10 protein-coding genes and 1 pseudogene are annotated in these 13,025 nt (G+C 71.3%); 6 read left to right on the top strand and 5 right to left on the bottom strand.

Features of this window, described 5'->3' with window-relative positions:
* Position 1: 1 nt before the first annotated feature.
* Positions 2-304: a hypothetical protein gene (locus tag AC2D80_RS14455; RefSeq protein WP_484633736.1), complete on the bottom strand. Its 303-nt coding sequence runs from the start codon at positions 302-304 to the stop codon at positions 2-4.
* Between the two features lie 220 nt (positions 305-524).
* Between AC2D80_RS14455 and AC2D80_RS14450 the strand changes: the two genes are divergently transcribed.
* The 3 genes and pseudogenes from AC2D80_RS14450 to AC2D80_RS14440 form a co-directional block, all read left to right on the top strand.
* Entirely contained in the window at positions 525-2,849 is a 2,325-nt protein-coding gene (locus AC2D80_RS14450; RefSeq protein ID WP_484633735.1) for an NADP-dependent malic enzyme, read from the top strand.
* A gap of 251 nt (positions 2,850-3,100) precedes the next feature.
* Entirely contained in the window at positions 3,101-3,490 is a 390-nt protein-coding gene (locus AC2D80_RS14445; protein WP_484633734.1) for a guanyl-specific ribonuclease, read from the top strand.
* Positions 3,491-3,541: 51 nt separating this feature from the next.
* Positions 3,542-3,937, top strand: a pseudogene (locus AC2D80_RS14440) (barstar family protein); the annotation flags it as partial.
* A gap of 268 nt (positions 3,938-4,205) precedes the next feature.
* Here AC2D80_RS14440 and rsmA read toward each other — a convergent pair.
* The 3 genes from rsmA to AC2D80_RS14425 are packed head-to-tail and all read right to left on the bottom strand — an operon-like array spanning position 4,206 to position 8,825.
* Positions 4,206-4,967, bottom strand: a complete 762-nt coding sequence (gene rsmA, locus AC2D80_RS14435) for a 16S rRNA (adenine(1518)-N(6)/adenine(1519)-N(6))-dimethyltransferase RsmA (RefSeq protein WP_484633733.1) — start codon at positions 4,965-4,967, stop codon at positions 4,206-4,208.
* Positions 4,964-6,337: a peptidylprolyl isomerase gene (locus AC2D80_RS14430; protein WP_484633732.1), complete on the bottom strand. Its 1,374-nt coding sequence runs from the start codon at positions 6,335-6,337 to the stop codon at positions 4,964-4,966. Before AC2D80_RS14430 ends, rsmA begins: the two co-directional genes overlap by 4 nt.
* Complete coding sequence (locus AC2D80_RS14425; protein WP_484633731.1) at positions 6,330-8,825, bottom strand: LPS-assembly protein LptD; 2,496 nt, start codon at positions 8,823-8,825, stop codon at positions 6,330-6,332. The genes AC2D80_RS14430 and AC2D80_RS14425 overlap by 8 nt, the downstream gene beginning before the upstream one ends.
* Positions 8,826-8,861: 36 nt before the next feature.
* On the opposite strand from AC2D80_RS14425, the gene AC2D80_RS14420 reads away from it, so the two are divergent.
* Both AC2D80_RS14420 and AC2D80_RS14415 read left to right on the top strand, forming a co-directional pair.
* Positions 8,862-9,965 carry an aminoglycoside phosphotransferase family protein gene (locus tag AC2D80_RS14420; protein ID WP_484633730.1) on the top strand — a complete coding sequence of 368 codons (1,104 nt, stop codon included), beginning with the start codon at positions 8,862-8,864 and terminating at the stop codon, positions 9,963-9,965.
* An 18-nt stretch (positions 9,966-9,983) separates the two neighbouring features.
* A complete protein-coding gene (locus tag AC2D80_RS14415) occupies positions 9,984-10,703 on the top strand; it encodes a 16S rRNA (uracil(1498)-N(3))-methyltransferase (protein WP_484633729.1) in 720 nt (239 codons plus the stop codon).
* 30 nt (positions 10,704-10,733) lie between these two features.
* On the opposite strand, the gene AC2D80_RS14410 is transcribed toward AC2D80_RS14415, so the two are convergent.
* A complete protein-coding gene (locus AC2D80_RS14410; RefSeq protein ID WP_484633728.1) occupies positions 10,734-11,675 on the bottom strand; it encodes a CE1 family esterase in 942 nt (313 codons plus the stop codon).
* Between the two features lie 59 nt (positions 11,676-11,734).
* Here AC2D80_RS14410 and AC2D80_RS14405 point away from each other — a divergent pair, with 59 nt between their 5' ends.
* Positions 11,735-12,919 carry an MFS transporter gene (locus AC2D80_RS14405; protein ID WP_484633727.1) on the top strand — a complete coding sequence of 395 codons (1,185 nt, stop codon included), beginning with the start codon at positions 11,735-11,737 and terminating at the stop codon, positions 12,917-12,919.
* Positions 12,920-13,025 lie beyond the last annotated feature (106 nt).

Below are 13,025 nucleotides of genomic sequence, written 5' to 3'. Positions count from 1 at the left end.
GTTACTGCACCGTGCTCGGCGCGGGCATGGACACCACCCACGGCGAGGCGGGCGCGTCGCTGCGCAGCTCCATCAGCCAGCGCTCGCTCAAGCGGCTGAGCAACTGGCGCAGCGTCGGCGACAGGTCGGGGTGCCGGGCCAGCTCGGTGAGGTTGGCCACGACCTTGCCGGCCATCAACTCGCGCTGCGCGTGGGGACCGCTGTGCTGGGCACAGCCCGTCATGAGGGCCAGCGTCCCGGCCAGCAGGGCCTCGCTGGATGGCAGCACCCATTCTTCGTCGGTGTGGCGGGAGGTCGGTTTCATGGCAGCTCCGGTGACGCGATGAGGCCATCATATGAGAACAATTCTCATTTGCAAAGTCCTCGCTGGTGGTGGGATCTTTTCGGATCACGAACCGATTACCTCCGCCGCGGTCACAAGCGACGCCACCGCATGCGCAGGATTACGGACTGGGGTTTTCCCGGGGCGCCACTTAGAATGCGAAGGCCGCTTTCACATCGCAGAAAACGCCGACGGAGACACCATGAGCGAGAACACCCCGGAGAACAAACGCGCCGAGCTGCGCCGTGCCGCCCTCGACTACCACGAGCGGCCCACGCCGGGCAAGGTGGCGATCGCGGCGACCAAGCAGCTGATCAACCAGCGCGACCTCGCCCTCGCCTATTCCCCTGGCGTGGCGGCGCCCTGCGAGGAAATCGTGGCCGACCCGGCCAACGCCTGGCGCTACACCAGCCGCGGCAATCTGGTCGCCGTCATCACCAACGGCACCGCGGTGCTGGGCCTGGGCGACATTGGCCCGCTGGCCGCCAAGCCGGTGATGGAAGGCAAGGGCGTGCTGTTCAAGAAGTTCGCCGGCATCGACGTGTTCGACATCGAGATCAACGAGAAGGACCCGGACAAGCTGGTCGAGATCATCGCGGCGCTCGAACCCACCTTCGGCGGCATCAACCTCGAAGACATCAAGGCACCGGACTGCTTCTACGTGGAGCGCAAGCTGCGCGAACGCATGAAGATCCCGGTCTTCCACGACGACCAGCACGGCACCGCCATCGTCGTCGGCGCGGCCATCCTCAACGGCCTGAAGGTGGTGGGCAAGGACCTCAAACAGGTCAAGCTGGTGACCTCCGGCGCCGGCGCGGCCGCACTGGCCTGTCTGGGCCTGCTGGTGAAGCTGGGCCTGCCGCGCGAAAACATCTGGGTCACCGACCTCGCCGGTGTGGTGTACGAGGGCCGCACCGAGCTGATGGACGAGGACAAGATCCAGTTCGCCCAGAAGACCAGCGCGCGCACCCTGACCGACGTGATCGAGGGCGCGGACATCTTCCTCGGCCTGTCGGCCGGTGGCGTGCTCAAGCCCGCCATGGTGCAGAAGATGGCGGCGCGCCCGCTGATTCTGGCGCTGGCCAACCCGACCCCGGAAATCCTGCCGGAAGAGGTGAAAGCGGTCCGCGACGATGCGGTGATGGCCACCGGCCGCACCGACTACCCGAACCAGGTCAACAACGTCCTGTGTTTCCCCTACATCTTCCGCGGCGCGCTCGACGCGGGCGCGTCCACCATCACCGATGCGATGGAAATCGCCGCGGTGCACGCGATTGCCGACCTGGCGCAGGCCGAGCAGAGCGAGGTGGTGGCCGCGGCCTACGCCGGCGAAAAACTCGCCTTCGGCCCCGAGTACCTGATTCCCAAGCCGTTTGACCCGCGGCTGATGATGAAGATCGCGCCCGCCGTGGCCCAGGCCGCGGCCGACAGCGGCGTGGCCCAGCGGCCGGTGGCCGACATGGCCGCCTACAAGGAAAAGCTGCAGGGCTTCGTGTTCGCCTCCGGGACGATCATGAAACCCATCTTCGCCGCCGCGAAGGTCGCCACCCGCAAGCGCGTGGCCTACGCCGAAGGCGAGGAAGAGCGGGTCCTGCGCGCCTGCCAGATCGTGGTGGACGAAGGCCTCGCGCGCCCGACCCTGATCGGTCGACCCGCCGTCATCGCGCAGCGGATCGACAAATTCGGCCTGCGCCTGAAGGAGGGGCTGGACTACGACGTCGTCAACGTGGAACAGGACCACCGCTACCGCGACTTCTGGCAGACCTACCACCGCATGACCGAGCGCAAGGGCGTGACCCAGCAGCTCGCCAAGATTGAAATGCGGCGGCGCCTGACGCTGATCGGCGCGATGCTGCTGCACAAAGGCGAGGTCGACGGCCTGATCTGCGGCACCTGGGGCTCCACCCACACCCACCTGGAGTACATCGACCAGGTCATCGGCAAACGCGCCGGCGGCAGCCCCAGCACGCAGCAGGACGTGCGCACCTACGCCTGCATGAACGGCCTCATGCTGCCCGGCCGCCAGGTCTTCCTGGTCGACACCCACGTCAACCACGACCCCACCCCCGAGCAGCTCTGCGAGATCACCGTCATGGCCGCCGAGGAAATGGTGCGCTTCGGCCTGCAGCCCAAGGTGGCCCTGCTGTCGCATTCCAACTTCGGCTCCAGCAACCGCCCGTCGGCCCAGAAGATGCGCGACACCCTGGCCCTGCTGCGCGAGCAGGCGCCCTGGCTGGAGGTGGACGGCGAGATGCACGGCGACGTCGCGCTCGACCCGGTCGCCCGCGCCGCGCTCATGCCCAACTCGACCCTAAAGGGCGTGGCCAACCTGCTGGTGCTGCCCGACATCGACGCGGCCAACATCGCCTACAACCTGCTCAAAACCGCCGCCGGCGGCAACATCGCCATCGGTCCGGTGCTGCTCGGCGCGGCCGCGCCGGTGCATGTGTTGACCGCCAGTGCCACGGTGCGCCGCATCGTCAACATGACAGCCCTCACCGTGGCCGATGCAAACGCCTCCCGGTAAGGGTATTTACGACAGCGGGCGCTAACTTAAGACGCCGCAAGGCCCCGCTTTTTCTGCTGAAATTTTCAGCATTCGCTTGCATTTCCCGGCCGCTTCGGGCACACTGCGCGGCTTGAATTTCAGGGTTAACCCGCCTCCCTTCGACGCCCGATCGGGGCACCAAGGCGGCGGGTTGATCGCATCAGGAGCGACGAAACCTCATGGGTCTGCGGCCCCGACGCCCCGGTCACCGGGGCCTGAAATCCCGCCTTGTGGCGGGGTTCGCCGCGTTGGTGGCGGCCTCCATCGGCACCATTCTGGTGCAGGCCCGCACCCCCGACCCGGCCGTCAACGCGCCCACTGCGGTGGCCTCGTCGACGGTGGCGGCGTCGGCCCTGCCCCCGCAGGGCCGCGAGGTGCTGGCGCAGATCCATCAGGGCGGTCCGTTCCGCTACGAGAAAGATGGCACGGTGTTTTTCAACCGGGAGCGTTTGCTTCCGGCCAATCCCCGCGGGTATTACCGCGAGTACACCGTGCCCACCCCGGGACTCAAACACCGGGGCGCCCGGCGGATCGTGTGCGGCGGTGAGCGCCCGGCGAAACCCGATGCCTGTTATTACACCGAGGACCACTACGCCAGCTTCCGGCTGATCGTGCAGTGACCCCCGGCCCGAGAACCGATTTGCAACTTCACAGTGGAAAGAAACACGGAGATGGACACGCCACTTCGTAACGTTCGAACCAACATCGTCCAGTCGATCCGCGCCTTCGCGGTCAAGGACCTGCAGGCCGCGGCCGAGCAGTTGGGCCACCACTTCCTGTACGCCAACCTGGCCAAGGCCCAGAGCAAGCAGGACGTGCTGGAACTGATCGCGGCCCAGTACACGCTGCCGGCGCACTTCGGCAAAAACTTCGACGCGCTGTACGACTGCATGACCGACCTGGTCCACAAGTCGGGCCCGCAGACCGGTTTCATCGTCGTGCTGGAGCACATCCCGGCGCACAGCAAGTTCGACAAGGAAGCGCGCGAGCAGCTGCTCGACATCTTCCGCGACGCCGCCGACTACTGGGGCGACCGCAAGATTCCGTTCCGCTGCTTCTACTCGTTCTCCGTGGCCCGCACGCCGCAAGGCGAGGAGCCGATCGAGGTGCAGAGCGACGAGCCGATGCCCACCGACAAGATCGTGGACGTGAGCCCGCAGGCCCTGCGGATGAGCAGCCCCTTCAACGCGGGCTACTGGTTGACTGCGGCTTGATTGACTCACCTCCGCGCCGCGCCTGACGGCGCGTCACCCCCTCAAGGGGGCGGCGCCAACGGACTGGCAGCGCCAGATCCGTGGCGCCACTGAATGAGCCGCGACCCCGGTCGCGGCTTTTTCATGCCTGCGTGCGCTGGGCGAGACTGACGTATTCGCTCACCGGCACCTCTTCGGCCCGGCGCTGGAGATCGAAGCTGCCTGTCGCGTTGCGCGCCTCCAGCCACCGGCCCAGCGTGTGACGCAGGATCTTGCGGCGTTGGCTGAAGGCCGTCTGGACCAGGGCGCTGAAATGGGCCACGTCGATCGCCGGCGGGTCGGCCAGCGGCACCATGCGCACCACGGCGCTGTCCACCCGCGGTGGCGGGTCGAAGGCGTGCGGCGGGACGAACAACACGTTCTCCATCGCATACCGCCACTGCAACATGACCGACAGACGCCCGTAATCCGCGGTGGCGGGGGCGGCCACCATGCGGTCGATCACTTCCTTCTGCAGCATGAAATACTGGTCAGCCACCGCGTCCACCTGATCGAGCAGGTGGAAGAGGATCGGTGTGGAGATGTTGTAGGGCAGGTTGCCGACCACCCGCAACCGGCGGCCCAGGCTGGCGGCCAGCGCGCGGAAGTCGACGCGCAACACGTCGGACTCGATGACCGACAGGTCGGGGCGTGCCCGCAACCGGGCCGCCAGGTCGCGGTCGAGCTCGATCACGGTCAGGCGACCCAGGCGCTCCACCAGCGGCTGGGTGAGCGCGGCCAGGCCGGGGCCGATTTCCACCATCGGGTCGCCGGGTTGCGGCGCGATGGCGACGACGATGGCGTCGATGACGGCGGTGTCGGTCAGGAAATGCTGGCCGAAGCGCTTGCGCGCGATGTGTTTCACAGCTGCGGCGGCTCGCGCAACTCGACGTAGGCGCGGGCGCGCAGGTCGCGCAGCCACAGGTCGAGCGCCTCATCGAGCTTCTTCTCGCGGACCGCGCCGCGCACGGCGTCGCGCTGCTCACGGGCGCTGAGCGCGGTCTGGCGGCGCTCGTCCACACGGATGAGGTGCACGCCAAAGCGCGACACCACCGGGGCCGACACGTCGCCCGGCTTGAGCGCGTCCATCGCCTGTTCGAACTCGGGCACGAACTGGCCCGGTCCCGCCCAGCCGAGATCGCCGCCGCCGGCGGCCGAGCCGTCGGCGCTGTGTTCGCGGGCCAAGGCCTCGAAGGAGGCCTGCCCGGCGAGGATCTGCTGCCGGAACGCGGCGAGCCGCTCCACCGCCTGCGCCTGGGTCAGGCCCGCGGTGGGGCGCAGCAGGATGTGGCGGGCGCGGGTCTGGGTGACGCTGGTGGCCACACCGGGCTGGCGCTTGTCGACGACCTTGAGCACGTGAAAGCCGGCCGCACTGCGCAGCACGCCGGCCACGCCGCCCACCGGCAGGGCGCGCGTGGCGTTGACGAACAGATCGGGCAGGCGTGTGGCGGGCCGGAGGCCGAACACGCCCCCCTGCACGCGCTCGGGCGCGTCGGAGAACTCGCGCGCCAGCGCGCCGAAGTCGTCGCCGGCGCGGGCGCGCTCCAGCACGCGCTGCGCGCGCGCCTGCAACTCGGCCACGCGCGCCTCCGTCGCCCCTTCGGGCACCGCCACCAGCACGTGGGCCAGATTGAGTTCGAGCTGCGCCGGGTCGGCCGCCTGGCTCTGCTGCTCACGCAGGTAGTCGTCGATGTCGGCCTCGGTCACGCGCACGCGCGCGTCCACCTCGCGCTCCCGCACTTTTTGCAACAGAAGCTGGCTGCGCAGCTCAGCGCGCAGGCGGTTGAGGTCGATCACGCCCTCCGCAGCGAGCCGGCGGCGGAACTCGGCCACGCTGAGCTGGTTCTGCGCGGCGACGGCCTGCTCGGCCTGGTCCACCTCGGCGTCGGTGACGCGCAGACCCAGCTCGGTGGCGAGCTGCAACTGGGCCTTCTCGGCGATCAGGCCTTCGAGCACCTCGCGCGCGATCTCCTCGCGGGACGGCCGCGGGCCCCCGCGCTGCGCGAGCTGTTGCTCGATGCGGCCGACGCGGTCGCGCACCTCGTGGTTGGTGATCGGGTCGGCGTTGACGAGGGCGACGATGAAATCGGCGGTACGGGCAGGCCCGGCGGTGCTGCTGGCCGGCGGCGCGGCCACCGCGCCGCTGTTGCCCAGCCGGAGCTGGGCGTGGGCCACGCCGGCCGTGGAGAGGGCCAGGACCAGGGCGGCAAGGGGGAGACGGAGGCGGTCAGTCATGGCGTTGGAACCGGCTGGGCGGGTTGATTTCTTCGCGCAGGTACTGGTAGCGCGGCACGTTGTCTCGCAGGGTCTGCAGCGGGTTGGAGCCGATGCGGGAGAACCCGGTGAATTCGAGCTGGAAGAGGATGCGCTGGGCGGCGCTGGCGGCGCTGCGCTGCAGCCGCTCGACGACGATGCGCCCCACCCAGCAGCCGGCATCGTACTCAAAGCCCGCCACGAGATCGACGACCTTGCGGTCGGGCATGCTGTAGTTCACGCGGCCCACGCTGTACCAGTGGCCGGGGCCCAGGCCGCGCCCGGGCAGGGCGGTGCGGCTGGCCGTGCCCATCAGGTCGCCCAGCGGCCACTGCCAGCCCACGTCAATCTGCTCGCTGGTGCCGCGCTGCAGCCGGTAGGCGGCGCTGAGCACGCGGAAGGGGCCGGGCGTGTAGCGGGCGGCCAGCGTGGTGCGGACCGAGTCGTTGGTGGTGGGGTTGAACTGGAAATTGGTGTCCAGCAGCCACTGCGGCGTCCACTGCACGCGGGCGGCCAGCAGCAGGTCGCTGAAGCGCTCGGTCAGCGGAGCGCCGCCGGGCAGGAAGACGTTCTGGTCGCGCAGGAGGTAGCGCTGCGCGAGACCCAGCCGCACGATCTCGGCGCCGTCGCGCGGGTCGAGCAGGCGCGAACTCACGCCGACCGTCACGCCGCGTGTGTCGGCGATGCGGTCGCTGCCGCCGAACGGGTTGTCGGCAAAGATCGTGGCGAAGTTGAAGTCGGTGGCGGCCGAGTCGTAGTTGGGCAGCAGGCGCTGGTCGCGAAACGGTGTCCAGGTGAAGTAGGCGCGGGGTTCGAGCGTCTGCACGAAGTCGCGGCCGAACACCGCCGCGGGTCGCTCAAACACGAGGCCGCTGTCCAGGCTGACGGTGGGCAACACGCGCTGCGCGCTGCGCGCCCCGTCGGCCAGCGGGCGGTCGAAGCGGTAGTGGGTGGCGTGCAGCCGGGCGCGCGGCTCGATGAACCAGCCCGGCGCCTGCCAGCGGCGGCTGATCTCGGCCACCGCAATGGCGCGCTCGCCGTTGGTTTGCCCGGTGAGCAGCGGGTCGGCCTCGAAGCGCGTGACCTCGGCCGAGAAGCGCGGCGCCCAGTCGGCCAGCGCGCCGGCGGGCAGCGCACCGGGCGCGTAGCGCAGCGCCAGCGAGGGCACACGGTCGTACGGCGGAATGATGGGCGCGGCCGGGTCCTGCAGGGTTTGCCAGGTGTAAGCGCCGGCGCTGAACGACCAGGCGTCGCGGCCCCAGTTGAGCTCGGCGTCGGCGGGCAGCAGGCGCTGGGTGAGCGGTCCGAAGGCGCGAGGGAAATCGCGCCAGTAGTCGTCGTCGCTGACGCGGTTGAGGTTCAGTCGAAGCGCGGCGCTGCCGCCGCCGCCGAGGCGGTTGAGCGCGTCGGTCAGGGTCTGGTTGTGCTGCAGCGTGTAGCCCCAGCGGTTGGCGTCGCGCAGCGGGTCGTTGGGCAGGAAGGCGCCGCGCACGAAGCCGCTGTGGGTGGGCTGCAGGTAGCGCAGCTCGGCGCCGAGGTCCACGCCGCGCTTGGTCATCAGCGTGGGGTAGAGCGTGGCGTCGAGGTTGGGCGCGAGGTTGAGGTAATAGGGCAGCGTGAGCTCAAGGCCGCTGATGTTGTCGAGGTTGAGCGTGGGCGGCAGCAGGCCAGACTTGCGCTCGTCGCTCAGCGGGAAGGTGAAGTATGGCGCGCCCAGCAGCGGCACGCCCTTGAACTCCAGCACGCCCGCGGTGGCCGCGCCGGTTTGTTCCACGTTGTCGAATTCGATCTTGCGGGCGCGCACGAGCCAGTCGGGCATCCAGTCCTGCCCGGGCACGCGGGGACAGGTCGAGTAGCGCGCGTCGTGCGCCACGGCGTGGTCGGCGTCGATGAAGTCGAGGCGGCTGGCCTCGCCCTGGCCGCCGCTTTTGAGCAGGTCGATGCGGGGCTCGGTGAAGCTGCCTTCAAAGGTCTCGGCGTTGAGCCGCACGGCCGGGCCGGTGAAGCGGTCGCCCTGGCGGTTGATCAGGACGTTGCCTTCGGCGGTGGCGTCGCCGGTGCGCTGGTCGTAGGTGAGGCGGTCGGCGCGGATGACGGTGTCGTGGCGCCGCAGCTCGGCCTGACCTTCGACGATGGTCACGCCCTCGGTCTGGCCGCCGATGCGCTCGCCGCGCACGAAGGTCGGCGCCTGCGAGCGCGCGGCCTCGGGCAGCTGCTCGGTGAGGGCGGGGCTGGCCTGCAGCGACGGACCGTCGCTGGGCGGGGCATCGCCGTCGCCCGACTGCGCGCGCGCCGGGGTCGCCGCCAGCCAGACGCACGCGGCCAGCGCCGCCAGGGCAATCGGGGCCAGTCGGGGCGCGGGGTCGGCCGGGGCGGGAGCGGGACGGGCGGCGTTCAAGGCGGCGAGATCGGGACGGGGTGGCCGCCGGCGGGGGCCTTGGCGGGGCGCGTTTGTAGAATCGACGGCCATTATCCTATGGCCCCCCGCGCGGGCGGCCCGAGCCCCATGACCCCGTCCCACCCCCCCGTCGCGTGGGCCGATGCCCGGCGCGAAGCGGCCTTTGCGGCCTGGCTGGCCCCGCTGACCGCCACCCACGGCCTGCGCCCCGAGACCCTGCGCCCGGCGTCGGCCGACGCGAGCTTCCGGCGCTACCTGCGGCTCGACACCGCCACCGGCGGCAGCGCCATCGTGATGGACGCGCCGCCCACCCACGAGCAGACCGGCCCCTTCGTGCGGATCGCCGCGCTGATGCGCGAGGCCGGGCTGCGCGTGCCGCAGGTGCTGGCCTGGGACGAGGCGCAGGGCTTTCTGCTGCTGGACGATCTCGGCCACCGGACCCTGCTTGACGCGCTGGAGGGCGCCGCGCCCGCCACGGTGGACGCGCATTTCCGCGACGCGGTGGCTTCGCTGCTGACCTGGCAGGCGGCCAGCCGGCCGGGCGTGCTGCCGGCGTACGACGAGGCGGTGCTGCGGCGCGAGCTCGCCTTGTTCCCGGACTGGTACCTCACGCAGCACAAAGGCCTGACGCTGAGCGACGCGCACCAAGCGACCCTGCAGAAGACCTTTGACCTGATCGTGCAGCGCGTACTGGCGATGCCCACGGTGTACGTGCACCGCGACTACATGCCGCGCAATCTCATGGTGGCGGACTCATCCAGCGCGCCCGTCGGCGGCGGTGATCCGCGCGCGCTGGCCGTGCTGGATTTCCAGGATGCGCTGCACGGGCCGATCACCTACGACATCGCCAGCCTCATGCGCGACGCCTTCCACAGCTGGGAGGAAGACCGTGTGATCGACGTGACGGTGCGCTACTGGGAGCAGGCGCGGCAGCGCGGTCTGATGGACTTCGAGGACTGGCACAGCGACTTCGGCGCCTTCTACCGCGCGGTGGAATGGATGGGCCTGCAGCGCCACCTCAAGGTCGCGGGCATCTTCGCCCGTCTCACGCTGCGCGACGGCAAACCCAAGTACCTCGCCGACGCACCGCGCTTCATTGGCTACCTGCGCGCCACCGCGCACCGCTACCGCGAGCTGGCACCGCTGCTGCGGCTGATCGACGAGGTCGAGGGCCTGCAGGCGGCCAGCGGCTGGGCCTTCGGCCGCACCTGAGCGCCTGACCACGCCGCCATGCCACGCTTCCATTGCGAGACCCCCCTGAGCCCGGCGGCCGAGTTCGCGCTGCCGGCCACCGCCGCGCGCCATGTCCAGGTGCTGCGGCTGCAGCCCGGCGCGCGCATCACGCTGTTCGACGGCGTGGGTGGCGAATGGAGCGCCGAGGTCCTGCGCATGGGGCGCAGCGACGTGGTGGTGCGCGCGCTGGCGCACGACCCGGTGGAACGCGAGGCCGCGCGGGCGGTGACGCTGGCGGTCGGCATGCCGGCGAACGACCGCATGGACTGGCTGGTGGAGAAAGCCACCGAGCTCGGCGTGGCGCGGGTGGTGCCGGTGCAGACGGCGCACGGCGTGCTGCGGCTGGCCGGGGAACGGGCTGAGCGCAAGCAGGCGCACTGGCGCGCGGTGGCGGTGGCGGCCTGCGAGCAGTGCGGACGCAACCGGGTGCCGGCGGTCGCGCCGGTGGTCGCCCTGGACGACTGGCTGGCTGAGCCCGGCCCCGACGCGGCGCGCGCGGTGTTGTCGCTCGCCCCGGGCAGCCAGCCGCTGGCCGGCTGGCTCGGGGGCCTGCCGGCCGGGGCGCCGGTGGCGTTCCTCAGCGGGCCGGAGGGCGGCCTGAGCCCCGCCGAGGACGCGCGGGCGCGCGCCGCGGGTTGGACGCCGGTGCACCTGGGCGCGCGGGTCCTGCGCGCGGAAACCGCCGCCCTGGCCGCGCTCACGCTGGCCATCGCCTGAGGGCCACCCACGGGCCCCGCGGGGGCACCGTCACCGCGGGCCGGGATGGCGCGCGAAGAAATCCCAGATCACCGCGTTGGCCGACAAGGCGGTCGACCCCGGCGCGCCGCCGAGGGCCTTGCGTCCGCCCGGCCACGCGTGGCCGCCGGTGTCGGTCACGCAGAGCTGCACCTCGGTACCGCCGGCACACGCGTGCCGTTCACACACCGCGCCAGGCGCCTCCAGCACGCGCTGCGGCACCGCGGCGCAGCCGTTCGCGCGCACCCACTTCGCCACCGTGTCCGGCACGGACACAAAGTCGGCCCGGGCCACCGACGACGGCCCCGGTCCGCCGTCAAAAGCCACGTGGTCGTCGTCGCGGGCGTGGATCTGCAGCACCGACACCGGGCGGCCCGGTACGCAGGCCGGCGTGCCGTCGGTGCCGGCCACCGCGCCAATGGCCGCGAACACGCCCGGCAGCTCGCAGGCCAGCCGGTGGGCCAGCATCGCGCCGTTGGACATGCCGATCGCGTACACGCGGCGCTCGTCGTACGGCAGCCGCTCGCGCAGCGCGGCCAGCACCGCCCGCACGAAGCCCACATCGTCCACCCCCCGCTCACGCGCCGCGCCGCAACACAGCCCGGCGTTCCAGGTGGCCAGCCGCCCGCCGGGCCAGCGGCTGAAGCCGTTGGGAAACACCAGCACGTCGCCGCTGCGCTCCGACTGGCTGACCAGCCCGTACAGGCCGTCGCGCGCCATGATCGCCGCCGAACCGCCGCCGCCGTGCAAGGCCAGCACCACGCCCGGCCGCGCCGGCGCGCCGGCCGGCACGTACACCCGCACCTCGCGCGTGTCGCCCGCGTGCGTCACGTTGAAGCGGTGTTCGCCCGGCGCGAGCGCGCTGGCCAGCAGCGGCCAGACGAGTCCGAACAGACCCATCAACCCCAGCCCACCGACCCGCGCCGCCCGCGGTCGCCACGCCAACCCGTTCATGCGGCCATCATGGCGCGGCCGGGACCGCCGGGGAAGCCCCGCGGCGCTATAACCGGCCCATGAACCGCGACCTCTGGCTGCTGGCCGCTGCGCAAGGCCTGTTTCTCACCAACAACGTGGTGTTCATCGCCATCAATGGCCTGGTCGGGCTGGCGCTCGCGCCGGCCGGCTGGATGGCCACCCTGCCGGTGATGGGTTACGTGGTCGGCGGCGCGCTGGCCACGCCGCTGGTGGCCCGCAGCCAGCAACGCCTGGGGCGGCGCGGCGCCTTCCTCGCCGGCGCCGCGGTGGCCTTCGTGTCGGCGCTGCTGTGCGCGCTGGCGGTGGTGATGCGGCAGTTTGAGCTGCTGGTGCTGGCCACGGTGGTGGCCGGCTATTACAACGCCAACGCCCAGCTCTACCGCTTCGCAGCGGCCGAACTCGCGGCGCCGGCGGCGCGCGAGCGCGCGGTCTCGCTGGTGCTGGCCGGAGGCCTCGTCGGCGCGGTGGCGGGACCCAACCTCGCCAGCCACACGCGCACGCTGACCGACGCCCCGTTCGCCGGCGCCTACCTCGCGCTGGCCGCGGTCGCGCTGCTGTCGGCCGCGGTGATCGCCGCGCTGCGCTTTCCGCCGCCGCCGCCGGCCAGCGCCGGCAGCGGCCCGGGCCGTCCGCTCGGGGAGATCGTGCGGCAGCCGGTGTTCATCGTGGCGGCGGCCGGGGCGGCGCTGGGCTACGGCGTCATGAACCTTCTGATGGCCGCCACGCCGCTGGCCATGCAGGTCTGCGGCCACCCGTTCGACGACGCCGCGCTGGTGCTGGAGTGGCACGTCATCGGCATGTTCGCCCCGGGCTTTTTCACCGGCCGGCTGATCCAGCGTTTCGGCGCGCTGCGCATCATGGCGGTCGGCGTGGCGCTGAACATCGCCTGCGTGGCGATCGCGCTCTCGGGCGTGGCGGTGAGCCAGTTTCTCGTCGCGCTGTTCCTGCTGGGCGTGGGCTGGAACTTCCTCTTCACCGGCAGCACCACGCTGGCTTTGCGGGCCTGGCGGCCCGAAGAAAAGGACCGCGCGCAGGCGGCCATCAACTTCGCGACCTTTGCCACCCTGGCCCTGTCGTCGTTCGCGTCGGGCGCGCTCGTCACCACCCAGGGCTGGCGCTGGCTGAACCTGGGATCGCTCCTGCCGCTGGCGCTGCTCGCCGCGGCCCTGGCCTGGCTCGGCTGGCGGGAGCGACGCGCGGCAACCGCGGCCGGCGCAGCCTGACAAGTCAGGCGGGTTGCGGCGCGCCCTCCACGCGGAACACCGCGACCACCTGCGCCAGCCGCTTGGCCTGGTCTTTGAGGCTTTCGGCGGCGGCCGCACTCTCCTC

Source organism: Hydrogenophaga sp. T66 (assembly GCF_057219855.1).
The sequence above is the reverse complement of the archived record's forward strand: the minus strand, read 5'-3'. Positions and strand labels throughout refer to the sequence as shown.